The sequence below is a fragment of the Peristeroidobacter soli genome (assembly GCF_004138485.1).
GTDB lineage: Bacteria > Pseudomonadota > Gammaproteobacteria > Steroidobacterales > Steroidobacteraceae > Steroidobacter > Steroidobacter soli.
Genome location: NZ_RYEV01000005.1, coordinates 374,305 through 401,160, shown reverse-complemented (window position 1 = coordinate 401,160; position 26,856 = coordinate 374,305). Strand labels below are relative to the sequence as shown.

Sequence of the window (26,856 nt, the reverse complement as noted above, 5' to 3'; positions counted from 1 at the left end):
GGAATCACGGAATACCGAGAGGCGGTGCGAGGAGTCACGGAGGGAAGATCATGCGGATGGGTCACGCGACGAATACAGCTCTGTCTGCATCTCGGTCAGCCGCTGGGCAGTCCTTCCGAACAGGCCCTTGTATCGCGAGCCTTGGTACAGAGTATCGATGGGCGCGCGTGCCGATACGACGAGATGCCCGCCACATTCGTAGATCGAGTCGACCAGAAGCGCGAATCGATGCGCCTGAACCTCATGCTCCACCCCGAACTGCGGAACATCGCTCACGAATACCGTGCGGAAACGGTGCCCCAGCTCATCGTAATCGCCCAGACTGGGCCGCTCACCGCATATTTCATCGAATGCGAACCAAACGGCATCGTTATTCAGCCATCGCGCCAATAGTGGAGCTCCGTGGATCGTCACTGTGGCGTTCGATTGACCCTGCCCACGCGTGAGCGCGTCGAACAGCGTCTCGAGTCTCCCTTGCGTCTCCTGGTCCGCTGCGTCGAGCCACTTGGCGGTCCAGACAAGGAGCTGCGACCGATGGTCGACTTCCCCTCGCAGCTCCAACTCCACCGTACGTTCCTGCAGCAGCTCGATCGCCGGCAGGAAGCGCTGACGTTGCAAACCGTTCTTGTAAAGCTCCCGAGCCCTCACTCTGGAGCCGATCACCAGGGTGACACCGGCGTCACCCAGCTCTTTGAGCAGCCCCCCAAGAATCATCGCATCTGCGATGTCTGTGACGAAAAGATCATCCAGGCATAAAACCTGCGCACGCCTCGCAATGCTCTGTGCAATGTCCCTGAGCGGAGTGGTCCCCTTCGCAGTGAAGCGCAGCTCATCGTGTATCGAGCGCATGAATCTGTGGAATTGCTCGTGCTGCTTGGCTTCGATCGTGAGACTGCGGATGAACAGGTCCAGCAGCAATGTCTTGCCCATCCCCGCGCCGCCCCAGATATAGAGGCCGCGCTCGGCCCTGCGCGGCTCCGAGCGGAGAAAATTGATCAGACGCCGTTTCGGCGCAGGTGTCACCAGACGCAAGCGCAGTTGCTCCAACTCCTCGGCAACGGCGAGCTGCGCAGCATCCGGTGTATATCCCCAACGCACGCATTCGGCCTCGTAAAGTGCCGTGACGGTCGCCTCGCTCGACCCGGCTTCAAGATCTTTCTTCTCAGCGGATTCCTCCGCCGTGAGCTCTCGTATGCACTCGGCCAGCGGCGCGCAGAAGCGGGCCAGCCAAGCCCGAGTCGTTTCATTGAGTGCATCGGTTTCGGGCAGCTCGAGTTGGACCACTCCGAGAGCGCGTATGTCGCGCACGGGCACCAGCAACATTGAGCGGGACGTTTCCTCGATGCGCACCGCAGGTGACATTACGGCGAGATCGGGAATCCACATCGGCTCGCCCGCTCGTGAGACTTTCTCGAGCAACGCCCGACGACTGCCGGGACCGATCGCAGACTGCCGCTGCCTTGATCGCGAAGCGATGACGACAGGTTGCTCATCGACCAATTGAATGATCTGACAGGCACTCGCCTCGGCCACGGCACGCATGACTCTCAAATACTCATCGAACGCCAGCTCTCTGTTCTCAGTAACGCGCAGCAGGCCCTGCGCGATGAATTCAGGGTCTTCGATCAACCCGTCACGTGCGCGCACGCCCGCGCCGCGAACACGCGCGAGCAAGAATCTCTGATCTGCGGTCAGTGGCGCACTGATCGTGCGCCCCGCCGCCTCGCATATCCACTCGAACAGCTCCGACCAGTCGCTCGCGCACGCAAACATTCCATAGTTCATCGCACTGATCCGCGCCTGAACATTCTCGGAGAAAAATCGCGCGCTGAACAGCAGCACAGGTAGCCGCCAGCCCTCCCTGATGAGCTCGGCGGCCCGATAGAGGCTTTCATCGATGTGGCCATCAGGTCGCTCCACCACCACGATATTGATGTCACGTTTGCGCAGCTCAGGCGCCGCTTTATTCGTATCGCTGGCAAAGTAAATCTTCGCGCCGCGGTCAATGAGATCGGACAAAGAGTCGCGCAGTTCGTGATCGGGGTTGCCGACCCACAGCAGCGTCATTCCCACGAACAACTCCCGGTCCGCAACCGACTGCAGCAGCTGCTGTACCCCCACGACGAAGTCCCAGCCTCGATCGGGTGAGTCGACGACGAGCCCGCCCTCTGCCAAAGCGTTCCAGAGCGCCGGATCGACACGCGATGGCGCCCGGCGCTCCACTGCCAGCAAGCCGGCGCGAGCCAGCATCGTTGGCGAATGGGTCTTGCGAAAACGTTCGAGCAGTTGTTGCGCTCGATCACCGGACGCCGGCTTCCGCTCCGCTTCGGCCAGGATCAGCGGCTCGATTTCAGAACTGAGTTTCACGAACGCAGAACTGTCGCCCGCATCCTCGACCACGCGTGCAAATTCCGACACGGAGACAGGCGGGGTGGTGGCTTTGAGCAATATCCCGGCCAGCGGCAATGGCAGGCCCCGGTCAGATTTGACAGCGGGAGCCCAGTTCGCGATCACACCGGTGCCGGCCGGCACTGAGCGCACCGATACTGGCCCAACGTTTGTCAGCACCAGCAGTCGACGACCTGCCTTGCGCGCCGATCCAAGAATATTCTCCAACACCACGCCGCCGCCGGCTGCACTCCAGTCGTGAGCCGCGAGCACTGTCGTGCCATCCCGAGCAATGGCGTGGCCCGCAAAGAACAACAGCATCAAATCGTCCGGATCGCTGCTCGCATACAGCTCATCGAGGGTCTTCAGTATGTTGCTCGACGTCGCACTCGTGTCCGACAGCAACTGCGTGCTCGCGTAGCCCAGGCGGCTCAATTCTATGGTCAATGCATACGCGTCGCTCGCGGCCGAGTGAAGCCGCGGCAGCTCCTGCGAGGCAACTTCGCCCACGCCCGCCAACAGCGCGTGCCGTTTCCTCACCGGAGCTGTGGACACCGGCAAAGCCACCGGCAGCGCAGGCCGCGCGCCCAGGTGTGCCGACCGTACGCCATCGCTATCAGTTCGATCGGAGACATCGGGAGTCCAACCGGCGCGCCGCAGCTGACGGCCCTGTACTCGTACCGTGATTTCTTCCGCATCGAGGATCGCTTCGCCGATCCGATAGGCGCGCACGCCGGAATCCCAGGCCTCGCTCTTCGGAGCCGCGTTGCAGCCGATGGCATACTCGTGACCGTCGTCGATGACCGGATCCTTCCCCTGCCAGGACGCATACAACCGCACGTCGAACAGCCAACGCGGCGCGAAGTCGGTCAGGAAATGTTGACGCGTCTGCGGTGAGAATTGCGGAGGAGCGTGGTGAGTGAGCAGGATGCGCAGCTCGTGGCGGCTGGCCCACTCAGCCACATCGCCACACACCGCATCGAGCTGCTTGCGATCCAGCGATGCGGAATTGCCGCCGAACGTCCTGAAGGGCGACATCGAAGAATCATTCAATCCAACGATGCCGACGCGAATGCCGTTGATCTCACGGCTGATTGCGAAGTCGCCCGGCAACAGGCCGCGGACGTTACCGCCGAGCGATTCGGCCCGACGCCGCCAGGATTCATAGTTGTAGAACGCCCGCGCGACGCTTTGCCGCTGCGGATCCTGTTCATTGCTCCAGAAATCGGCGGTTCGCTCCTGACCGTCCGCGATCCTGGCCCCGAGTCCGTCGCGATCGAAGGGGATTCTATGCTCGCCATCATGATTGCCGGGGACGACGATCAGCGCCGGCCAGGCTTGCTGCAACTTCTGGATCGAGCTTCTCAGCTCGAACAGAAGGTCCCCCACCCCGACGAACTGCTCCTCACCGGCATGCATCGTGAGATCGCCGGTCACGATGACGGCGTCGATGGGGCGGTCCGCGCTCAGATGGCGGCAGACATCGTCGATGAGCGGCTGCGCGGACCAGCCATCCCGGACGCGATAATGCAGATCGCCCAGATGTAACCAGCGAAACACTCGAGCTGATGCCGGCCTGGCGGCGGGCTGCGGGACTGGCCGCGAAATCGACTCGACCAGGTCCCTTCCGGCATCGACCACCACCTGCGGGCGCGCCTGCTCGACAACATCCACCGCCGCGCTGCGGCTCACAATCGGCACGCCCGCGCGATTCACCAGCACATAGCGAATATTGGCCGGACCGGGCTCCCGCGCCGTGACCCAGAATTTGGCCGGGCCATACGAGCCCCCGAACCGATGCACGACGATGGTGGAATCGCCGGCGGACTCCTGCACGAACGCCGGCCCGGCATCGAGAAAACAAGTGACGGGATATTCCTCCTCCGCGTACGGCCACTGCCCGGACCGCAGGTCGCAATCGACGTCGACCGAGATGAGATAGCGCACCCCCGCCCTGGGCTTGCGCGGATAGTTGATGCGAAATTGCAGTGGGATGTGCTCATCCATTGCGGTCACCCTTTGCTCCGCGCTCCTTGAGTCCCACCGAGAATCCCACCGAACCGTACTGGACGTACATGAAGGAACTGACGAAGCGCGCGGCGCCGGTTTCTCCGTCGAAATTCTTCACCGCGTCTTCGCGCAACTCACGCAGGAATTTCGCGAGCCGGACACCATCCGGACGACGCGCCTGTCTGAGCAGCTTCGCGCCGATCTCGGCGGCGTGCCGGTCGTCGACGGCGCCCAGCGTGCCGACAAATGTTTCGCTGAAATAGGACAGAAAGAACGCGGGCAAACCGGCGACTCCCAGCCGCGTGCGCGTCAACCGCGCGGAGTGACAGGCATTGACGATCATCGCCGGACGCATCTTGGGCGCATCGAGGACTTCGAAGTCGAGCGAGTTGACCGCGCCGCTCTTCAGGTTCGCTTTCCGCAGCTCCTTGCGGTGCTCCGCGTCGCAGGCAGGCACGCCGTGACAGGCCATGAACACCATCGCGATGTCCGGCGGCAGCGTCCGCAGGGTCTTGACCAGCTTGGCATTGGATTCGCATTCGACGTGCTCGCAGCTGTCCAGCTCGCCGACTTCGGCGGCGGCATGCTTCAAGCGAACGGCATCGATATATCGTACGACTCCGCCGCGCAAGTGACGTCGTTCCTGGGGATCGAGACGCACGGCCTCGGAAAAGTTGAACACCGCGGTCCACCGCGTAACCTCGATCAATGCCCCGAGCGGCATCCCGCCCTGGCGCAGCACCAGCATCTCCCAGGGCACTCGCGAGTCGGCGTGCTCGCAGATCAGAAGAGACACCTGACCCTGAGTGCACTCGATCACCCGATTGAGCCATCGAAGCAGACCGTGGATGGATGCCCGAGAGTATTCGAGCACGCTCGTATATACATTCATGGCGCTGCCGCCATCGCGCTCGACATCGACCAGGCTCAGCGGCGGCTGAGGAATGGTCGTGGTGACGTGACCCGTCTTCGCATGATAGCAACTGAGGTCCAGAGCATCGCCGTTCGCCGTGACATTGATTATCGCGAAGCGCTCATCGGGCTCGAACGCCAGATTCACGTGCGCCCGTTCACCGAGCTCGGCCGGCGGCGCATAGTAGTTGCCGCTTATCGCGATCTTCGACAACTCGCGAAGCGTTCGCTCCCGGGCGACCTTGAGACCGAACTGCCCTATGCAGCGTGCGGCCGTCCGGGGCACACGCACGGTAAAGGTCCACTGGCACGCGCCATTGTCCACGTCGCTCGGCCCCACCAGCAGCTCCGGCTCCAGAACCTCCAGCGCCGCTGCGCCCTGCCACACCAGCGACATGGAGGTGTCCCCCTCTATCGCGATCGCATCTGGCGCAGCTTCAGAGCTCTGCAACGTCAGTATCACTTCATAGTCGTGCCCGAGATCCATCCGGTCATCGGCGCCCTCGGGGACCTCGCCGTCGCTGGATTCGGCCAGGTCCAGACTGGGCACGACATAGACGCGTTTCGGTGGCCGTACGGGCGTAGGCCGCCGTGGCGCGGCGCCCTTGGCACTGGCGATCGTGGCATCGCCCCGCTCACCCATGATGATCCGTCACTCGAACGATTTCCGCGTCGAGCGCCGCCGCGAGCGCCAACGGCAAGTCGCGCAACAACGTCGGCCCTGGATTGATGAGAACCCGCTTCGTGTGCGTCAACGCTCGCAGATCGCGAGCAACACTTCTCGCATCCTCGATCCCTTGCCGGCCGACCCGCTCCGTCAGACAACCCTCGCGGCTCGCTTTCAATGTGACATTGCCGCGACCGTCCGTAACGACGACTAGCGTCGCGCGCCTGGCGGCAACTCTGCCATGCCCGAACGACTGTTGAATCGCTTGCAACGCCAGAGACAAGCCGTCGGCGAGAGGCGTGGCAGAACCGGCAGGTGCATCGAGCAGCGCGGCGATACCGGGCACCAGCACATTGCGGGCGAGAACCCGTTCCGCACGCAGCGGATTGGTTGCGTCCTTGGCTCCCACTTTGATCACGCAGACTTTCGCTCGCGCCGCATACGCATGCCGCAAGAAAGGGATCAGGCTATCGAGCCATTCGCGGTCGACGACGCTGGTGTAGTCGATCACCAATACGAACAGCTCCGTCGCCAGCGGGACGCGACGATAGGAACGCAGATCGCTCCGACGCAAAATGATATCGGTCGGTGGTTGCTCCAACGCCGCCCTGCGCAGCGACTGCATGGGCGCGGCGGCAAACAAAGTATCCACGATGGCCAGATCGCGCGTCGTCTCGGCACGCCGGGTGCCGATGATCGTGCCTCGCCCCGACGAGGCGACCTGAGCAAGCCGCCAGGGCATTCGCAACGACGCGTACTCATGAGGCGGCAGCGTTTCAGCCTGGGGTGATGCGCCAGCGGGCGCGTCGGCTCCATCGATCTGCGAATCCGTGCCGAGCAACGCGTCACCGGCCGTTGCAAGCCGGACATTCGGCTCCGTGTTACTCGCCCCACACTCATCGACGGGAGTGACGAGCATCGGATCGGGCCTGGTGAAATCCGCGCTCGCTCCCAGGGAGCTCGGCGTCGCCGATGCCCCGGCGGAATCCGCCGCTGCCTCGTCTCGGTCCGACTGCTTGCCCAGGTCCAATAGTCGGGCCGCTTCACGCACGGTGTTCGCATCGACGCTCGGCTTCGCGTCGAGCAGAGCCAGCGCCTTCGCGACTTCCAATAACGCCAGGGACTCGCGAACGTTACCGCTCACGTTGCTGGCCATGCAGCTCATCGTTTGCTCGATCGCCTCATCCGTCACGATTCGGGCGCCACCTCGCTCCCTCACCCCCTGGCTCGGTCCCGGTAGAGCGCGTTGCTCCGGGTGGGTCAGCGCCTCTCGCAAAATATCGAGGCGACTCACGATCGGTCGAACGGGCATTCGAATGCGCACGGGAAACCGGTCGACCAGATGTCTGGAAACACTGGAACCCGTTGCGTCCGGAAGCGAGGCAATCCATCGATGATGGACCGGAACCACACTGCTGCGACCACGACGCTCGATTCGCACGTGCGATGCGCCCAGCATGGTCACACCCGCACGAGCCGCGGCGAGCGACAAGCGAGCCAAATCAGGAACGATCACGATGCGAGTCGTGTTCGGCGGCGGCACCAACAGGCCGCGGCCATTCCAACCTTGGGGTAGATCCGCCACTCCCCAAAGCAAATCCTCGCTTTCGGCGGCTCCGAGCCACACACGATCCACGGCCTCGGCGCCAGCCTGCAACAGACCTCTGGCGAGACGGTCCGCCAGGGACTCCAGCTGCGAGCCGCTCGCGCCATACACCAGGAGCCCGTCGAGGGCGCTGGAAACAGCGACGCAATCGATCAGCCGCTCGAGATCAGGCACGGACATCGGAAAGTGTTTCGGCGACTGACGCATCGTCTTCGGTCGACCAGGGCAGCAGTTCGCGCTGGCCTGGCATCTTGCGTCGATGTTGCAGCACCAGTGCCGCGACCGAGCAAAGATGATCACGGGTGACTCGATTCGAATTCTGCAGCGCTGCCAGGGCCCGGCTGGCAAGCGCGAGTGTGACATCGCCGCGATGACCGTCGGCCTGGAAACGCTGAGCCAGCGCCACGCACCCTTCGAGCACCGGCTCCGGCACGCTCATCGCAGCGGCTCTTTCTTTCGCATCCTCCAGCTCGACCCGCATTGCTTCATCCTTCGCGAGCGCGCCGTCGTCGATGCCCGCCGCCGACCGCATCACTGTATCCAGTACTGCCCGGCGCTGGCCGGTGTCGCCGAGCCCGCGAACGTCGACCATCAAACCGAAACGGTCGAGCAGTTGGGGACGCAGCGTACCCTCCTCCGGATTCATCGTGCCGACCAATGTGAAGCGCACGCGCGACTCCCGCGTCTGAGACTCACGTTCGACGCGCAACAGACCGCTGGCGGTCACATCGAGAATGATATTGACGATGTGATCGTCGAGCAGATTGACCTCGTCGACGTACAGCATGCGGCCATTGGCTTCCTCCAGCAGCCCGGGCTTCCAGCGCGGCACGCTCTTCAACAGCTCGCCGACGTCCCAGCCACCGACGACCCGATCCTCGGTGGCATTGATCGGCAAGGTCACCGGCAATGTGCCGCTCACCATGCGGGCGAAAGCACGCACGATGGTCGACTTCCCCGCCCCGCGCTCGCCGCTCACCAAAACTCCGGAAATGCGCGGCTCGATGTAACTCATCATGAGCGCGTTCTTCAGCTGCGTCTGACCGACGATGCTGGACCAGGGCAGTACATTCATATTCTTCATGAAGAAACCGTCACACTGGTGCGTTGACCCGTCAGTCGCTCGCGCAAGTTGGCTACGCCGGCAAACGTGAATTGATGCAGACCGAGGCCCCACAACATCGCCATGATCCAGTCCTCCCAGCCGCCCCAGGTTGCATCGGGCGACCACAACGTAATCAGCCCCAGCACGGTGGTCACCAGCACAGTGACCACCAGCAATACGGCGTCGATCGCTCGTGTCTGTCGCACGTTGATGCGCAGGTCTTCCCGGGTGACTACGCGATCACCCGCGTGAGCGTCGGCCAGCGGGGGCGGCAGATCGATGGGGAGCTTCAGTGGCGCAGCCTCGCTCGCAAGCATGGCGCCTCGCTTGTCACCATGGAGCCGGCGCTCAGCCTCCAAAGTCGCGCGCTCTGCCTGCAGCAGTTGTGTCAACGTGTCTTGCGTGTTTGCCGCGCTGGCCGCAGTCAACGCCGCCGCCACCTGCGACTCAGCACCTTGAATCAGACTGACCACGGTGTCGCGCTCATCCCTGTCGAGGTCCTGATCGGCGGCCGCCTCGGTTCGCAGGGCCTCGATGTGGCGCTTCAGACCCGCTCCGATCAGCCTCGTATAGCGCGCCCATGCCTCCTGATAGCTCGCCATGGCTTGCTCGACGTTGCTCGAGACAGCCGCACGCGCGCCTGCCAACTGAGTTCGTAACGCGTCCGTTTCCACGACCCAGCGATCGGGCGCAACGCCTGGTGGCGCCCCGGCGCCAATGATTTCCATCAGGTCGTCGACCAATATCTCAGCCCACTTTGCGCTCACCTCTGTATAGATATCGAGCGCCGCCGGCACGTTGTCCTCGCCGAGATGATTGCGAGCCTCACCGAGTCGGGCCGTTAGAATGCCGGCGCTGCCTGCAATCGCTCCTTCCGGTCGGGACGCGACCGCAGCCTCGATGCTCTTGCGCAGCGCCTCGATGTGAGCAGTCAGCTGCCGCCGCAGTTCCGTCTCGATCAGGGCATCGAGGCCTTGCAACCGCTGCCTGGCCTGCTCGATCTGCGAAACATTCGAGTCCGCGGACGAGATCACGCCGCGTACGCTGACGATGACGCCCTGAAATTTGCCCCGCAGCGAGCTCGGTACCAGTCCGGCGACGCGCCGACGCCAGTAAATCCACAGGTTCGTGAGTTTGCGACGCTCGCTCAGCCGATCGAGCTGTTCCCGGACACCTGGTTCCATCGTGCCGAGCTCGAGCGTCAGCAGAAGAGCACTGACCTCACGATGCAACGAGCGAATGGTCGCGATCTCCTCTTGCTGATCCCGCGCCTCCTGCAGCATCCGCTCCAGTTCCAGCAGCAACCATTGAGCCCGCCGCATCTCGACCAGCCGCGGACGCACGCTCTCGGATAGAAAACGCAAGGCAATCGATATGCCGACGCCGATCAGGATGGCCATGAAGGCGGCCGAGGCCGGTTGGCGCAATGTGACGGTAAAATCCGCATCCACGGGCCTGGCGCCGCGCGCGCCGATTCGCAGCTTGCCCTGGTACTCTCCCGCTCCCTCCAGCTCGGCGAGAATGAACGACAGCGGCAACGACTGATTCGCCGCAAGCGTCAGCGGCCCGGGATCCCGAATGCCGATGAGCAGCCGCTGGCTGGCCTGTCCGCGGCCGCCGTTTGCTTCCCGTCGTGAAAACTCGGTCACGATCGGCGCATCGAGCGTGACCGGGCGCCCCGCGGTCTCTTGCAACACGATTCGCAGCTGCGCGTAGCTGTCGCCTCCAACCGCCGCCACCGCTCGCAGCGGCTGGATGCCTTGGATTTCGACGCCGAGCTCGCGAGCGGCACGGGTCACCGACAGCTGGGCGGTGTCTCGAGTACTGCCGTGAAGAAAGGAAATGTCGCCGGTGTACTGACCCGTCGCGGCGAGCGTTGCCGCCACCCGGAATGTGACAACCCGGCCGGCGGGAATGACGATGGGCAACTCGGCACGGGTGCCCGGACCCGCCGCTTGCGACGCCAGGCCACTATCGGCGCTCAGCTCGAGGGGATGGAGGTGTCCGCTGGCATCGCGCAACGGACTGCTCCGGATCGTGGCCGAAATGTCTTTATTGCCGCTGGCCTCGACCCCGAGCGTCAATGCGACCGCTGCGGTGTCGGCCGACAGTTTTATCTGGCCATCCGGCACACCCAGGATGGATAGCTTGACCGGCGGACCCTCGGCGCGGCACGGCGAGCTGCCCAAGATCGCCAGCCCGACGAGCAGCCCGGTCCAGCGGCATCGACGCGTTCCAGACGCCGAGATCCGTTCAAGCACATCTGTATCCCCATCGATGCGACATTTCGGATCATACCAATGCGCAACCGATGGGCGTCAATTTGCCTGGGGTGTGACCGCATTGCGGTAGCCGGCGACGAGAGTAGACTCGGCTCACTCCACGTCATCCCCGCACAGGAGTCACGTCCATGAGCGATATGACCAGGCGCCAGTTCCTGGCGATCACCGGCAGTACGCTGGCGGGCTCCAGCCTGGCGCTGCTGGGGTTCTCGCCGGGCCAGGCGCTGGCCGAAGTTCGTCAGTTCAAACTGTCGCGCGCGACCGAGACGCGCAATACCTGTCCCTACTGCTCGGTGTCGTGTGGCCTGCTGATGTATTCGCTCGGCGATAAAGCGAAAAACGCCACCCAAAGCATTTTTCACATCGAAGGCGATCCCGATCATCCCGTCAATCGCGGCACCTTGTGCCCCAAGGGCGCCGGGCTGATCGATTTCGTGCACAGTCCGAATCGATTGAAATATCCGGAGTATCGCGCCCCCGGGTCGGATCGCTGGCAACGCATCTCCTGGGATGAAGCCATGGAACGCGTGGCGCGGCTCATGAAACAGGATCGCGACGCCAATTTCATCGCGAAAAACGCCGACGGCCAGACCGTGAACCGATGGCTGACCACCGGCATGCTGGCGGCCTCGGCGAGCAGTAACGAAGCCGGCTACATCACCCACAAGGTCATTCGCAGTCTGGGGGTGCTGGCGTTCGACAATCAGGCGCGTGTGTGACACGGCCCGACGGTGGCAGGTCTTGCCCCGACGTTTGGCCGTGGAGCGATGACGAATCACTGGGTCGACATCAAGAATGCCGACCTGGTCCTGATCATGGGTGGCAATGCCGCCGAGGCGCACCCGTGCGGATTCAAGTGGGTCACTGAAGCCAAAGCGCACAACAAGGCGCGACTGATCGTGGTCGATCCGCGCTTCACCCGCTCGGCATCGGTCGCCGACGTCTATGCGCCGATCCGTGCCGGCACCGACATCGCGTTCCTTGGGGGCGTGATCAGTTATCTGCTGGCGAACGACAAGATTCAGCGCGACTACGTCATCAACTACACCGACGCCAGTTTCATCGTGCGAGAGGATTTCGCGTTCAACGAGGGCCTGTATTCGGGCTACAACGCGGAAAAGCGCGCCTACGACAAGACCAGCTGGGAATATGAGATCGGCGCGGACGGCTTCGCTCATACCGATCCGACGCTCGCGCATCCGCGCTGTGTCATCAATCTGATGAAGCAACACTACTCGCGCTACACGCCGGAAATGGTCGAGCGCGTGTGTGGCACGCCAAAAGAGAAGTTCCAGCAGATCTGCCAAATGATCAGCTCCACGTCGACCACCACGCGTGCGATGACGATCATGTATGCGCTCGGCTGGACTCAGCACTCCGTTGGTTCGCAGATGATCCGGTGCGCGGCGATGGTCCAGCTGCTGCTGGGAAACATCGGTGTTTCCGGTGGCGGTATGAACGCGCTGCGCGGCCACTCGAACATCCAGGGCCTCACCGATCTGGGCCTGCTCTCCAATAGCTTGCCCGGCTACATCACCCTGCCCTTCGATCGCGAACAGGACTATGAGAAGTACGTGGCCGTGCGCTCGCAGAAGCCGCTGCGACCGAATCAGATGAGCTATTGGCAGAACTTCCAGAAATTCTTCGTCAGCCTGCAGAAGGCCTGGTGGGGCGATGCCGCCACCGCCGAGAATCACTGGGGCTTCGATTATCTGCCCAAGATCGACAAGCTGTACGACATGCTGCAGGTCTTCGACTTGATGGACCAGGGCAAGATGAACGGCTATCTGGCGCAGGGTTTCAATCCGCTGGCCGCCGCTCCGAACAAGGCGAAGATGACCGCGGCGCTCTCGAAGCTGAAGTATCTGGTGGTCATGGATCCGCTGGTCACCGAGACGTCGGAGTTCTGGCGCAACTTCGGTGTCCACCACGACGTGGACTCGAGCAAGATTCAAACTGAAGTCATTCGTCTGCCGGTGAGCTGCTTCGCCGAGGAGGACGGTGCGCTGGTCAATTCCGGACGCTGGCTGCAATGGCATTGGAAAGGTGCCGAGCCGCCGGGCGAAGCACGTACCGATATCGAGATCATGGCCGAGCTGTACACGCGACTGCGCAAGCTCTATCAGCTCGAAGGCGGTGCGTATCCCGATCCGATCCTGAACCTGTCGTGGCGCTACATTCATCCCAACAAGCCGACGCCCGAGGAACTCGCAAAGGAATACTGCGGTCAGGCGCTCACCGATCTGCTCGATCCGAAAGACCCGACCAAGGTGCTCCGCAAGCGTGGCGAGCAACTGGCTGGCTTTGGCGAGCTGCGCGATGACGGCACCACCCTCAGTGGCTGCTGGATCTTCTGTGGCGCCTGGGGACCGAACGGCAACCTCATGGCTCGCAGAGACAACGCCGATCCCACCGGCATCGGTCAGACCTTGAACTGGGCCTGGTCGTGGCCCGCTAACCGGCGGGTGCTCTACAACCGCGCTTCTTGCGATACGAACGGCAAGCCGTTCAATCCGGAACGCATGCTGGTCGCGTGGAATGGCAAGCAGTGGATCGGCTCCGATACACCGGACTACAAAGTGGACGACGATCCGTCATTGGGTGTCGGGCCTTTCATCATGAATCAGGAAGGCGTCGCCCGCTTCTTCGCCCGCGGCAACATGGTCGAGGGGCCGTTCCCGGAACATTACGAACCGTTCGAATCGCCGCTCGGCTACAACCCGCTCAGTCGCAACGAGCCGCGAGCTGTCAGCAATCCGGCCGCACGCATCTTCAAAGCAGACCGTGATGCGCTCGGCAGCGCTGCGCAGTTCCCGCACGTCGCGACGACATATCGGTTGACGGAGCACTTTCACTACTGGACCAAACATGTCCGCCTGAATGCCATCACCCAGCCGGAGCAATTCGTCGAGATCGGCACCGCACTGGCCGATCAGATCGGCGTCGCCGCGGGCGATCGAGTGAGAGTCAGCTCCAATCGAGGACACATCGAAGCCGTCGCCGTCGTCACGAAGCGCATCCGGGCGCTGAACATCGATGGCAAGACCGTGCACACCGTGGGCATCCCGATTCACTGGGGATTCACGGGTCTGGCGCGGCCCGGCTACATCGCGAACACGCTCACGCCTTTCGTCGGCGACGGCAACTCGCAGACGCCGGAGTTCAAGGCGTTCCTGGTCAAGGTCGAGAAGGTGTAGGAGCTCGTCATGGCGCTACAGTCACTCGATATCGTCCGACGCTCCGCCACCACCACGCACCCGCCGACCGTGCGCAAGGCACAGACCGGCACGGTCGCGAAGCTGATCGACACCACCAAGTGCATCGGCTGCAAGGCCTGTCAGGTCGCGTGCATGGAATGGAACGATCTGCGCGATGAGATCGGCACCAACGTCGGCGGCTATCAGAATCCGCACGATCTCACCGATCAATCCTGGACGCTGATGCGGTTCGCCGAATATGAAAACCCCGCCAGGGGCGGCGATCTGGAATGGCTGATCCGCAAGGACGGCTGCATGCATTGCGCCGATCCGGGCTGTCTCAAAGCCTGTCCGGCGCCGGGCGCCATCGTGCAATACGCCAACGGTATCGTCGACTTCCAGGAGGAGAATTGCATCGGCTGCGGCTATTGCATCGCCGGCTGCCCGTTCAACATTCCTCGCATCTCGCAGCGGGATCACAAAGCATATAAATGCACGCTGTGCTCGGATCGCGTCGCCGTCGGCCTCGAGCCCGCCTGCATCAAGTCCTGCCCGACTGGCGCGCTCGTCTGGGGCACCAAAGAAGACATGCATCAGCATGCCGCCGAGCGAGTCGAAGATCTGAAATCGCGCGGCTTCGATCAGGCCGGGGTGTACGATCCGCCGGGCGTCGGCGGCACACATGTCATGTACGTGCTCCATCACGCCGATCAACCCGAGCTCTATAACGGCCTGCCCGAAGATCCGCGCATCAGTCTCTCGACCAGATTGTGGAAAGGCGTGACCAAGCCGCTCGCCCTCGCCGGTATCGCACTGACGGCCCTGGCTGGTTTCTTCCACTTCATCCGCGTTGGCCGCAATGAGACGCACGAAAGTGACGAGCAGGCCGCCGCGCAAGCAACGGAGCGGGCCCGCCATGGCTGACACCACCAGTGATCCGAGCCGTCGCACGATCGAGCGCTACACGCCCAACGAGCGCACCAATCATTGGACCGTGGCCATCGTGTTCATTCTGACGGCGCTTTCCGGGCTGGCCTTGTTTCATCCCGCCCTCTATTGGCTGAGCGGCTTGCTGGGCGGCGGCACCTGGACGAGGATCCTGCATCCGTTCCTCGGCGTGCTCATGGCAATCTGCTTCGCGCTGCTGGCAGCGACGATGTGGAAGTTCAACAGAATGGAACGGCGCGACTGGCAATGGCTGCGCCAGGGCCGCGACGTGCTGAACAACCGCGAGGCCAACGCGCCGGAGGTCGGTCGTTACAACGGCGGGCAGAAACTGCTGTTCTTCGTGTTCGTGCTCTGCGTTCTGGGTCTGCTGCTCTCCGGCCTGGTCATCTGGCGTCAGTATTTTTCCCTGTACTTCTCGGTCGGGGTCGTTCGGGCCGCCGCGGTCGTGCATGCGATCTGTGCCTTCGTGATGATCTGCGCCATCGTCGTCCACATCTACGCCGCCTTTTGGGTGAAGGGGTCGATCGCGGCCATGACGCGTGGTACCGTGACGCCAGGCTGGGCGTGGAAACATCACCGCGCCTGGTTCCGGGAAAAGATCCATGCAACGCATTCTCGAACCCGGTCAGATTGAGACCTTCGCGCAGCGGGACATTCCTCGACTGCGTCTTCCCGATCGTGCGCGCGTGTTCTCCGCTCGCGCCGAGCGCCTGCGCCGGCAAAGCGAAGCCGGTGCCATCGGACATGCCATCCGTGATTATCTGCACCTGATGGCGCATCTTGCCGATGCCCAACAGGCTGCCTTGGAAAGCATCGAATCCAGGCCGCTCGAATTGCCCGGCGACGAGGACATCGCCCATGCCCAGGCATTTCATATGCCCCTGGTATCAGTGGCGAGCTGGCAGCGTCAGGCGCAGTGGCAACAGGCGCTGGCGTCGATCTGCAGCTCGCTCACAGCATTGCCGAATCTTCCCGCACAAGTCCTGCTGGTCACCGATCATGTGTGTGCTCTGACGGCGCAGCAGCTCGAAGCCCAAGCGGATAATTTGTTGGCGGTTCAGCCGCTGCAGGTCGACACGGCGACCGCTCCGTTCATCATGGCGGCCCTGCAGGTGTACTGGGTGGCGCTGGCGAGTCGAACAAACATCGACGCCATTCACGAGCTCGACGTGCCCGGCGTCTGCCCGACCTGCGGCACACTGCCGGTGGCAAGCATCGTGCGCGCGGATTCACGGCATCAAGGACTGCGCTATCTGCACTGTGCCTTGTGCGCGACCGAGTGGCACATGGTCCGGGTGAAATGCAGTCACTGCCAGACGACCCAGGGCATCAGCTATCAGTCCATCGAGGATGGGCCGCGAAGCATTCGTGCCGAGTGCTGCGACACCTGCCGGACGTATCGAAAGATTCTGTATCAAGAAGATGACGTCGCGGTCGAACCGGTCGCAGACGATCTCGCCAGCCTGAGCCTGGATCTGTTGTTGAGCGAAGCCGGCTATCGTCGTGCCAGCCCCAATCCCCTGTTGTGGCAGCAGCCATGATCGTCGGCACCGCCGGGCACATCGATCATGGCAAGACGTCGTTGGTGCGCGCGCTGACCGGAATCGACACCGATCGGTTGAAGGAAGAAAAGGAGCGCGGCATTTCCATCGAGCTCGGCTACGCCTACACAGCGCTGCCCAACGGCGATGTGCTCGGCTTCGTCGATGTGCCGGGTCACGAGCGACTGGTTCATACGATGGTTGCCGGTGCCTGCGGCATCGATTTCGCACTGCTCGTCGTCGCGGCGGACGACGGCGTCATGCCGCAGACTCGCGAGCATCTCGCAGTCCTTCAGCTGCTCGGCATCTCGCGTGGCGCCGTCGCGCTGACCAAGGTGGATCGGGCGAATGAACAGCGGGTGCGCGAAGTGGAGTCGGAGATAAGAGAGCTTCTGCGGCCCACATCGCTCGCCAGCGCTCCCCTGTTCTTGGTGAAAGCCACGTCTGCCGATGATCCCGGCACCAAATCGCTTCGAAAACATCTGCATGAAGCGGCGATGGCCATGCCGGCGAGGAAGGATGGAGGTCTGTTCCGGCTGGCGGTGGATCGTGTCTTCACGCTGCCCGGCCACGGCACAATTGTCGCGGGCACGGTGTTCTCGGGAAGGATTCAGGTCGGCGACAGCGTAGTTGTGATGCCGGGCAACTTCGCTGCCCGTGTGCGCAGTATTCACGCACAGAATCATCCGAGTGAATGCGGCGTCGCCGGCCAGCGCTGCGCGCTCAATCTCGCCGGCATCGAGAAAAGCGCGATCTCCCGGGGCGACTGGCTCGGCGAACCTCGGGCCCTGGTTGCAACCAAACGAATCGACGCACGAATTCAACTGTTAGCCCATGGCAAGCCGAAACTTGCGACCGCCGCGACGGTTCACGTGCACCTCGGTGCCGCACACGCCACGGCGCACCTGATGCTGCTGGAGTCGGAGCATCTTCAAGCTGGCGAGTCGACGCGAGCTCAGCTCGTGTTCGAAACTGCAGTGTGCGCGCTGCCCGGCGATCGCTTCATCATTCGCGACGCGCAGGCGGCACACACGATTGGCGGCGGCGTCGTTCTCGATTCCTCCGCGCCGGCTCGCAAGCGCCGCTCGGATCAACGCCTGCGTTATCTCTACGCGGTGGAAAAGATGCTCGCGGGTGAGGGATTGTCGCAGTTGCTGGCCGTCTCGCCTCACGGCGTGAGCATGACGGATCTGCAACGATTGACGGCGTCCGCCAACGTGACCTTTCCTGCCGATGCTGTCGTCAAAGCCACGTTCGTCATGCTCACCTCGACGTGGGAATCATTGCGTGAAGACGCTTTGATCGCCCTGCGAGAGTTTCATGTCGAGTTTCCCGACGATCCCGGTCCCGATAGCGGACGGCTGCGTCGCATTGCACGACCGGACATGCCCGCGCCACTTTGGACGGCGCTCATAGATGAACTCGCGCAAGACGGCTCGATCGTTCGACATGGCCCGTGGCTGCAACTGCCCCACCACGCCGCCGCGCTTTCGGAGAGCGACCAAGAGCTTGCCCGACAATTGCAATCACTCATCGCGCAGGCGCGACCTGAACCACCCTGGGTGAGAGACCTGGCCGCTGCCGTTCGACAGCCGGAAGACCGCGTGCGACAGATTCTTCGCAAGCAAGTTGCCTGCGGCGCGGTCTGTCAGATCGTGCATGACTTGTTCTACGACAGCGATCGCGTCGACACGCTGGCCGAAGTCGTCGCCTCGCTGGCCCAGGAAGGGGGCAGCGTGAATGCCGCGCGCTACCGGGATGCGATCGGGCTCGGCCGCAAACGAACCATACAGATTCTGGAATTCTTCGATCGCGTCGGTTACACCCGACGCGTTCAGGACCAGCACGTCCTGCGCAAGGACAGCGGCTGGGCAGGCAGGGCTCATCGCGAGCCCCGCCCTCATTCCCCTCAGGTCAGTTGACCGAAACGTTCGATCAGCGACGTTCTGCAAGCCGCATCGGTCGCGGGCACGGAGCCCGGCGTGAAGCCAGCAGGCGCCGCGCCGCTCCAATCGGACAGGTCATTGCCGAAGTCGAAGCGATAGTCGAGGCCCGAGGCATTCGTGCCCACAGCCTTGAGCAGCAGCGAGCGCACGCCGCCGGCGACATCGATGCTCAACGTCAGTGTGTGATCGTCCAGCAGGCTCCAGTGACCGCCGACCAGCAACGCGCCGTTCGGATCGGTGCTGCTCGTCGTATCGAAATCGCCATCGTCGCCGCGATAGCGCACGCAGACCTTGATATCGCCCGAGCGCGCATTCGCCGCGCCGCTGACGAAGAACAGCGCATCGCCCCGCTCGCCTGGCTTGTCGAGGCTGACCGAGAACGCGGTGTTCACGAGCGACGCGAAGGCCGTCGCCGCGCCAGCCGGAATCTTCGCGCTGGCACTGATCGAGTTGGAGTTCCGATCGAAACCGAAGCCCGGCGCAATCAGCGTGCTCAGATCGATGTCGTCTTCACCCAGCGCGGCCAGGTCCGTGCCGAGGCCATTGCCCTGAGCAAGCTGGTTGCGAACCCAATCGATCAGATTGCTCAGCTCCGGATCGCTCGGATTCGCCAGCGCACGCTCGGCGGCCACCATCTGCAGACGCAGCACTGCTTTCAAGTCTTCCGGCGTTCCCACGCCCTGCAGGGCGCCGACAATTTCTTCATTCAACGCGACCAGGTCGGCGGTGAAATCCAGCAGCGGCTGGAACGAGCTGGGATTCGGCAGTTGATACGTGGCAGGCGTCACCTGCCCCGGATTCTGCGCCGTGTAGAGGGCCTGACGCGCAATCTCCGCCAACGCATCGACCGACGAGAAAGTCGACTCGAACGTTTGCGAGGGGCCGAAGTCGATGATCTGTGCCGCCATGGCGATATAGCCGTTCGCCCAAGAAGTACTCTCGATGTCCTGGAACGTGGCCGGCCCGAGCGCCAGATTGCCCACTTCGCCAGTGGTGCGCGAAATGATCGCCGCCAGCTGCGCACGGCTCATTCGCTGGATGTCTCCACTCGCCAGCAAATCGTCGTTCAACGAATCATTCAGCACACCCGCGGCAATCAGCGCGTCGACCTTGCTCTGTATATTCGACGATGAATCCGCGACCATGCTGGTCTGCGGCGTCACCAATCGCAGATCGTCGCGATTCAAGTCGCTCGAGCGCAGGCTGAGCACGCCCTTGAACGGCAGCTGCGTAACCGTGTCATAGCCGCCCGTCACGCGAATCACGACTTCAGTGCTCGCTGCGATCGTGCCGCGCAGACAGTACTGAGTCAGTCCGCCGTCCGCGCAATAGTTCGTGCCCGTGCGATGGTTATAGGAGAAATAACCGTCGTTGTCCGTGAGTGCACGGGGCTCGAACGCATCGAGCTTGCCGTTGTCGTTCTGATCGACATACACCGATGCGCCGGCGAGATAGCCGTCGATCGCGCGAGCATGGAACACTCGGGTGGTCGAGCCTGCGCTGTTGCCACGCGCATCGGTGCCGGTGTCCTGCGTGCCTTTGCCGCCGCCACCACACGCCGCCAATCCCATCATGCTGCTGGCGATTGCACCCGCCAGAATCTGTTTACGAATTTTCATTCTGTTTCTTTCCCTGCTGTGCTCAATAGCTCATTTCGAAGCCGAGGTTGAACGCTGCCGTTCTCGGCACGGAGTTCCCATCGATATTCGTGGATTCGAGCGCGCACGAAACATCGAGGTGCACGGCGCCGAAGAATGTGAAGCCCACGGACGCGCTGCTCAGCTCGCTGCCCGCCAGGTTCTTGCGATAGCCCACGCGCAGGTCGGGCAGCCAGTGGGTCTGCGTCTTGTAGCCGACCGCCACCTTCAGGTTCTGGTTCAGATCGCCCACCGGATCGTGCACGTCGTTGAGATCGACGCTGGCCGCGAGCGAGCCTTTGCCGGATGCGAAGAACACCGCGCCTTCCAGCGTGGCCAGACGCTCGAGCGTCCAGGTTTCGTTCAGCGCGATCCGATTGCTGTAATAAGCCGCCGTGAAACAGTTGTACTGCGCGCTGCCGCTCAACACTCCGCAATTGCTGCCGATGGCACCGTACTCGAAGTCGGGCTCGGTCAGGTTCGCAAGCGTCAGGCCGACGCGATAGTGGTTCGCGTCGTAGATCGCACCGAGATCCACGGTCACGTTGCTGGACTTGTGCTCGTTCGCGTCGTAGCTGTCTTTGAGCACGTCCTCGATGTCGTCGTCCTCGTCGATCGCTTCGAGCGCGACGACTTCCTTGCTGAGCGTGGCCTGCAGATAACGCAGGCTGCCGCCGACGATCAGGCGTCGTCCCGGCTGCTGCCAGACCGGGCGGCTGAAGCCGAGCGCGATCTCATCCACCCGACCCGCTTTGATGTACGCCGCCGACGCCGTCTCGATCTCTTCGGACACCGAGTTGTAAGTCAGCGGCGAATCCAGCAGTCCGAGACGCCCCTGCGCGCTGATGTTCGCGTCGAGCGTGAAGACGCCGAGGCTGTTGCGGTAAAGAATCGGGAACAACGGCACCTGCACGCCGCCGTGCACCTTCACGTAACCGTCGCGGCTCAGCGGCCCAAGAATAGAATTGAAACGGTTGACCAGCGCATTGCCTTCGGACAGGGAGATGTCGTCGCGGTCGAGCGCGTCGATCAGGTCGTCGATCTCATCGGAGAAGTTGTCGACCGGGCCGACCTCCATGCCGATGCCGATCGAGCTGAGAATACCCAGGCGGAACGAGGACTCCGGCGCGATTGCGAACTCGGCGCCGGCCGGATTGCGCGTGGCGTACAGCGCAGTCCAGGCGCCCGAGGCACCGTTATCCGAAAGGTTCGGCCCCGCATCGACAAATCCCGGCGCCGCGAACGACGCGCAAGAAAATAGGGCCGCGCTCACTGCGGCCGCGATGGCAACACTCTTCACTGCAAAGACCTCCGTGCAATTCGTTCTGGTTATCGTTGCCTACGAGGCGGCACGAACTGCACCGAACTGAAGCGCGAGCGAGTTCTTTGTCCGTAGAAGGAGACGTTGATCACGATGTGTGACGAGGCCGCGGAATCTCCATGGCGTTGGATTCAGGGAAACCTGCAATGCGTCCTCAGAAGCTCACGCCGACACCGAGGCCAAATGTCCAATACTCGCCTCCCCACCGCTGAAATCGGCACCTGCTTCATCCCCTTGCACGGATGGCCCGGCGTCGACCCACGCTTATAAGGGAAACGATGAAGCGTCCCCCTCCCGTTCCGACCCTGCTGCTCTCGGCGACCGCTGCGTTCGGGCTTGCCGCCTGCCAGTCGACCAGGCAATCGCCCATCGATGAGGTGTCGACCCAGGAAGGCCTGGTACGCGCCGACGTGAAGGGAGTAGATGCCGTCTACAAGCGGCCTGGAGCGAACCTCGCTCCATACAACAAGCTGCTGGTACGGCCGGTGTACGTCGAGTTCAGCAAGAACTGGAAGCCCGAGCAGGACTCCGATCTGTATCGGATGAACGAGCCCGACCGCGACAAGATCCGTCAGGGGCTGGCCGAGATGTTCGCCGAAGTGATGGTCAAAGAGTTGCAGACCAAGGGCGGCTATCAGCTCGTCAACGAATCGGCGGCCGACGTACTCGAAGTGCGGCCTGCCATCGTCAATCTCTACATCACCGCTCCCGACGTCTCGATGCAGACAGCGGGGCGAGTACGCACTTACACCGCCGACGCTGGCGAAATGACGCTGGTGGTCGAACTACGCGATTCGGTCACCGGCACACTGCTGGGCCGCGCCTTCGATCGACGCAGTGGCGACAACATGAGCTGGCAGTGGACCACCTCGGTAACGAATAGCGCCGAGGCCCGACGCATCATCACCGGCTGGGCCGACACCCTCAGAAACGCACTGGACGCGTCGCGCGGTAAAACCACCTGACTTATGGAGACGCACCATGCGTACCTGCGTCCTCCTTTCCTTCCTCATCTGCGCAGCGGCGCTCGCGCAATCCGACGATCCGTTCGATCATCGCTTCTCGGTGAGCGCGGGGGGCTATTGGCCCGACATAGATACCACCATCCGAGCCGACGGCAACGGCGGACGCGTCGGTACCTCGCTCGATCTGGAAAGCGAGCTGGGGCTGACGGATCGCGACACGCTGTTGGCCGGCGGCATGACCTGGAATATCACGCGGCGGCACAGTCTCGACCTGTTGTACTTCGAGCTGGGCCGCCGCGGCACGAGGAACATTTCCCGCGACATCAACTTTCGCGATCAGACCTATCCCTTCCAAAGCACCATCAACAGCCTGTTCGAAACAAACGTACTGCGACTGAGCTACGGCTACGCGTTCATAGCCGACGACCGCCAGCGATTGATGGGGCAGTTCGGCGTGCACTACACCCAGGTGAAAGCCGGACTGGATACCGCAACCGGCTCGATCCGCGCCGAAGCCGACACGGATGTTCCTTTACCGGTGATCGGCATCGCCTATCAGCGTCGCCTCGGCGAGCACTTTGCGTTCGACGTTACCGCGCAGATCTTCCGCCTGACGTTCGACGACTACGACGGCTCGCTCAATAATGCCGTGGCCAATTTCTATTGGGGGCCGGCACGACATTTCACGATGTTCGTCGGCTACAACTATTACAGCATCAATCTCGACGCCAACAAGGATCACTGGAACGGCTCGTTCGACTTCGGCTATCACGGCCCGTGGGCCGGCGTGTTGGTGGGATTCGGGGCGACGAAATGACGCGCCTATAACTGCGCATCGAGATGAAACGTGCGGGAGAACCAGGCTTGAAAGCGCCGACCAAGGGAGGCGTCCGGCTCCTTGTTCAGACGTTCCTTGCCATCGCTCCACGATAGCTTGCCTGCTTCGAGCGAGACCCGCCACGCGTGCGTGCCGCCGGTTTCTTTCTGGAAGATCTGTTCCAATTGCAGCGCCAGCTCATCGTTCTCGACCAGCACGCCCTGCTCGCAGTTCAACCAGGCGGAGCGCGGATCCAGGTTGTAGCTGCCGACAAAGAGCGCGCGGCCGTCGACCGCGAGCGCCTTGGTATGCAAGCTCGCACCGGAGGAGCCAAAGAAGCTGGATTCTCGCTTGCCCTCGGTCAGCGGCTTCAGCTCCCACAGCTGAACGCCGGCTTCCAGCAACGGTTTTCGATAGCGAGAGTAACCGCCATGCACCGCCGCCACGTCGTTCGCGACGAGTGAATTGGTGAGCACGCGAACGCTGCGCTCGGACCGCGCCGCGCTGGTCAGCACCTCCGTGCCACGATCGCCTGGAACGAAATAGGGAGAGATGATCGATAGCCGCGACTGTGCCGCCTGCGCCATCGGCACGAGCGCCGTCGCAACCTGAGCACGATTGGCGTCGCGCTCTTGCATCGTGACCTTGTCTGGATCGTCCGCCACGAATTGATACTTGTGCGCCCACTGCATCGGCCAGTCGCCGTTGATCATGCGCTGGATCGCGTCGTTCGTACGCAGCGCCTGCGAGTAAGGACTCTGCTCCGCCTTCGCGGCGTGCGCTGCCAACTTGGGCCGCAACAGGTTCAGCGCGTCGAGACTGACCTGGTCCGGATCCAGCACTTCCATGGGATACGCGGACGAGGAGTTCCAATACTCATCGAAGGACGCCGAGGCCTGGCGCACGACCGGACCGACCATGGCGAAGTCCAGATCGACGAAGTTCACGTCATCGCTGGCACTGAAATATTCATCGCCGATATTGCGCCCGCCGACGATCGCGAGCCGGTTGTCCGCGATCCAGCTCTTGTTGTGCATGCGGCGGTTGATGCGCGAGAAGCTGCTCAACCCTTCCGCCATCAAGCTGAACGTGCCACTGCGCGTGGCGAATGGATTGAACGTGCGTATCTCGATATTGGGATGCGCCGAGAGCGCGGCGATTGCGTCGTTGTTCCTGCGTGCATCGACGTCATCGAGCAACACGCGAATCTTTACGCCACGATCCGCCGCGAGCAGCAGTTCATTGGCGAAATACATGCCGGTGAGATCGGCATGCCAGATATAACTTTGCACGTCGATACTTCGCTTCGCCAGCCGCGCGGTCTGGGCACGAACGGCAAAAGCCTCGGTCCCCTCGACGACCAGCCGGAAAGCGGATTGCTCCGGATAGCGCGCCTCGAACGGAGCCGTCGCCCGATCCAGCGGCGTGTCGTCGGAGATCGCCAGGGCCTTCTCTTCGGGCAGTGGCGGTCGCGGATCGAGCTCAGCGCAGGCACCGAAATACGCCAGCAGGATTGCCAACACGACTATCGCTATGAAGCGCCGCACTTGCACCTTATAGTGCTCCACACCCTACGACCACGAGAGCCCGACATGAGCAATCTCTATGATATCCCGGTCAAGCGCATCGAAGGAACGGACGCCACGCTCGCGGCCTATCGCGGCAAAGTGCTGCTGGTGGTGAACGTCGCCTCCAAGTGCGGCCTGACACCGCAGTATGAGGGCCTGGAGAAGCTTTACCAGGACAAACGTGCGCAGGGCCTGGAAGTGCTGGGCTTTCCCGCCAACAACTTCAAGGAGCAGGAGCCGGGCAGCGACGCCGAAATCAGTCAGTTCTGTTCGCTGAACTACGACGTGCACTTCCCGCTGTTCTCTAAAATCTCCGTCAAGGGCGCCGATCAGCATCCGCTCTACGCCGCCTTGACACGTGCGCAGCCCGCAGCCACCGGTGATGGACCGTTCCGCGAACGCCTGAAAGGATATGGCATCGACACGGGCGCCCCCGGCGACGTGCTGTGGAACTTCGAAAAGTTTCTGATCGATCGCCAGGGCCAGGTCGTCGGCCGCTTCGCGCCGGACACGACCGCGAACGATCCTGGATTGATACAGGCGATCGACGCGGAGCTCGCGAAAGAGTAACGATATACTCGGCCCATGTCGGACTGGTCCATACAACGCGTCGAACAGCTGGCCACGGACTCGGCCGCCTTCAAGGCCGCGCAGGGCACGGCCAAGCCCGCCAAATGGCGGAACCTCGGCCGGGACGACCGATTGGTCTGGGGTGAATGTCAGGGCAGCGGATCGACGCCGTATCAGGTGCGCGTGGATCTGATCGATGTGACATACAAGTGTAGTTGCCCGAGTCGCAAACTGCCTTGCAAGCACACGCTCGGATTGCTGCTGTTGGTGGCCGGCGGCGCCAGTATCAATACCGCCGCGCCTCCTGAATTCGTCGCCGAATGGTCGGCCAACCGCGCCAGGCGCGCCGAAGCCAAACAAGCCCGCGAGGCCAGGGAAGCGACGGCGCCAGCACCGGATCCCGAAGCTCGAGCCAAGCGGGTCGAGAAGCGTGAAACACGCGTCGTCTCCGGCCTCGATCAATTGGAAGTCTGGTTGGCCGACATCATTGGTCAGGGCCTCGCAGTCACTCGCGCACAAGGACCGGCGTTCTGGTCGCAGATGGCCAGTCGCCTGGTGGATGCGCAGGCACCGGGTCTCGCTCGACGGGTTCGAGACCTCGGCGAGCTCGCGATGGCCAGCCCGCAATGGCAGGACGACCTGCTCGCCGGCCTCGCCCGCCTGCAACTGCTCATCGACGGTTATCGCGGCATCGATCGTCTGCCGCCGGAACTCGCGGCGGAAGTGCGCTCGATCGTGGGTTGGACTCAGGAGCAGGATGCACTACGAGCTCGCGAAGGGACGCGTGATCGCTGGCAAGTCATCGCGCGCCGTCAGACCGACGACGACACCCTCAAAACTCAATTCACCTGGCTGCACGGCGCAACCAGCAATGCCTTTGCGTTGGTGCTCGAATTCGCCGTCGGCGCGCAACCTCTGCCGGCCACCTACTCGGTCGGCCAGGTCGTCGATGCGGAACTCGTGTTCTTCGATGGCTGCCCACCGATACGCGCGCTGGAGAAAGAACGATTCAGCGTCGCGCCAAGACAGCTGACGTTGCCCACACCGCGTGATATCGCGACGTTACAAACTGAATATTCCCAACGCCTCGCAACCAATCCCTGGTTCGAACGGATGCCGTTCGTGCTCGGGCCGGTGCGCCCGATGTTTCATGCCGGAAGATTGCAGCTGCAGGACGCGGCAGATCGTCGCATCCCGGTCGCTGCAAATTGTCGGCACACGTGGGATCTGATTGCACTCGCAGGCGGCGACGCCATTGCATTGTTCGGTGAATGGAGCGGCAACGCCTTCGATCCTCATTCGGTGGAACGCGACGGACGGCTTTATACCCTTGCCCGCATCGCGGACCTGCCGTTGCTCTCGAGAGTCGCCTGAGC

17 protein-coding genes are annotated in these 26,856 nt (G+C 62.7%); 9 read left to right on the top strand and 8 right to left on the bottom strand.

The window, feature by feature from the left end:
- Window positions 1-48: 48 nt before the first annotated feature.
- Genes zapE through EKO19_RS23255 form a run of 5 tightly spaced genes read right to left on the bottom strand, consistent with a single transcriptional unit; the run spans window position 49 to window position 10,949 of the window.
- Window positions 49-4,395, bottom strand: coding sequence for a cell division protein ZapE (zapE, locus tag EKO19_RS23275; protein ID WP_129779045.1), 4,347 nt, complete (start codon window positions 4,393-4,395; stop codon window positions 49-51).
- Window positions 4,388-5,953: a CHAT domain-containing protein gene (locus tag EKO19_RS23270; RefSeq protein WP_129779043.1), complete on the bottom strand. Its 1,566-nt coding sequence runs from the start codon at window positions 5,951-5,953 to the stop codon at window positions 4,388-4,390. The genes zapE and EKO19_RS23270 overlap by 8 nt, the downstream gene beginning before the upstream one ends.
- A complete protein-coding gene (locus tag EKO19_RS23265; RefSeq protein ID WP_129779041.1) occupies window positions 5,946-7,763 on the bottom strand; it encodes a hypothetical protein in 1,818 nt (605 codons plus the stop codon). Before EKO19_RS23265 ends, EKO19_RS23270 begins: the two co-directional genes overlap by 8 nt.
- A complete protein-coding gene (locus EKO19_RS23260; RefSeq protein ID WP_129779039.1) occupies window positions 7,750-8,667 on the bottom strand; it encodes an AAA family ATPase in 918 nt (305 codons plus the stop codon). The genes EKO19_RS23265 and EKO19_RS23260 overlap by 14 nt, the downstream gene beginning before the upstream one ends.
- Complete coding sequence (locus EKO19_RS23255) at window positions 8,664-10,949, bottom strand: hypothetical protein (protein ID WP_129779037.1); 2,286 nt, start codon at window positions 10,947-10,949, stop codon at window positions 8,664-8,666. Before EKO19_RS23255 ends, EKO19_RS23260 begins: the two co-directional genes overlap by 4 nt.
- Before the next feature lie 149 nt (window positions 10,950-11,098).
- On the opposite strand from EKO19_RS23255, the gene fdnG reads away from it, so the two are divergent.
- The 5 genes from fdnG to selB are packed head-to-tail and all read left to right on the top strand — an operon-like array spanning window position 11,099 to window position 18,578.
- Window positions 11,099-14,167, top strand: a complete 3,069-nt coding sequence (gene fdnG, locus EKO19_RS23245; RefSeq protein ID WP_157995405.1) for a formate dehydrogenase-N subunit alpha — start codon at window positions 11,099-11,101, stop codon at window positions 14,165-14,167.
- Between the two features lie 9 nt (window positions 14,168-14,176).
- Entirely contained in the window at window positions 14,177-15,091 is a 915-nt protein-coding gene (gene fdxH / locus EKO19_RS23240; RefSeq protein ID WP_129779031.1) for a formate dehydrogenase subunit beta, read from the top strand.
- On the top strand, window positions 15,084-15,749 hold the full coding sequence (locus EKO19_RS23235) for a formate dehydrogenase subunit gamma (protein ID WP_129779029.1): 666 nt from the start codon (window positions 15,084-15,086) through the stop codon (window positions 15,747-15,749). The genes fdxH and EKO19_RS23235 overlap by 8 nt, the downstream gene beginning before the upstream one ends.
- The gene (fdhE, locus tag EKO19_RS23230) at window positions 15,718-16,656 is read left to right on the top strand and encodes a formate dehydrogenase accessory protein FdhE (protein WP_129779028.1); all 939 of its coding nucleotides are present in this window, start codon (window positions 15,718-15,720) and stop codon (window positions 16,654-16,656) included. Before EKO19_RS23235 ends, fdhE begins: the two co-directional genes overlap by 32 nt.
- A complete protein-coding gene (gene selB, locus EKO19_RS23225; protein ID WP_129779026.1) occupies window positions 16,653-18,578 on the top strand; it encodes a selenocysteine-specific translation elongation factor in 1,926 nt (641 codons plus the stop codon). The genes fdhE and selB overlap by 4 nt, the downstream gene beginning before the upstream one ends.
- Here selB and EKO19_RS23220 read toward each other — a convergent pair.
- A complete protein-coding gene (locus EKO19_RS23220; RefSeq protein WP_129779024.1) occupies window positions 18,566-20,221 on the bottom strand; it encodes a hypothetical protein in 1,656 nt (551 codons plus the stop codon). The two genes, selB and EKO19_RS23220, sit on opposite strands and share 13 nt — an antisense overlap.
- 22 nt (window positions 20,222-20,243) lie before the next feature.
- Window positions 20,244-21,539, bottom strand: a complete 1,296-nt coding sequence (locus EKO19_RS23215; protein WP_157995404.1) for a conjugal transfer protein TraF — start codon at window positions 21,537-21,539, stop codon at window positions 20,244-20,246.
- 299 nt (window positions 21,540-21,838) lie between these two features.
- Here EKO19_RS23215 and EKO19_RS23210 point away from each other — a divergent pair, with 299 nt between their 5' ends.
- Together EKO19_RS23210 and EKO19_RS23205 are read left to right on the top strand one after the other, a co-directional pair.
- Window positions 21,839-22,525: a DUF3313 family protein gene (locus EKO19_RS23210; RefSeq protein ID WP_157995403.1), complete on the top strand. Its 687-nt coding sequence runs from the start codon at window positions 21,839-21,841 to the stop codon at window positions 22,523-22,525.
- A 16-nt stretch (window positions 22,526-22,541) separates the two neighbouring features.
- The gene (locus tag EKO19_RS23205) at window positions 22,542-23,342 is read left to right on the top strand and encodes a hypothetical protein (protein ID WP_129779018.1); all 801 of its coding nucleotides are present in this window, start codon (window positions 22,542-22,544) and stop codon (window positions 23,340-23,342) included.
- 5 nt (window positions 23,343-23,347) lie between these two features.
- On the opposite strand, the gene EKO19_RS23200 is transcribed toward EKO19_RS23205, so the two are convergent.
- Window positions 23,348-24,865 (bottom strand): phospholipase D-like domain-containing protein, encoded by a 1,518-nt coding sequence (locus tag EKO19_RS23200; RefSeq protein WP_175597162.1) that lies wholly within the window; start codon window positions 24,863-24,865, stop codon window positions 23,348-23,350.
- 69 nt (window positions 24,866-24,934) lie between these two features.
- On the opposite strand from EKO19_RS23200, the gene EKO19_RS23195 reads away from it, so the two are divergent.
- Window positions 24,935-25,480, top strand: a complete 546-nt coding sequence (locus tag EKO19_RS23195) for a glutathione peroxidase (RefSeq protein ID WP_129779014.1) — start codon at window positions 24,935-24,937, stop codon at window positions 25,478-25,480.
- Window positions 25,481-25,495: 15 nt separating this feature from the next.
- Window positions 25,496-26,854, top strand: coding sequence for an SWIM zinc finger family protein (locus EKO19_RS23190; protein ID WP_129779012.1), 1,359 nt, complete (start codon window positions 25,496-25,498; stop codon window positions 26,852-26,854).
- Window positions 26,855-26,856 lie beyond the last annotated feature (2 nt).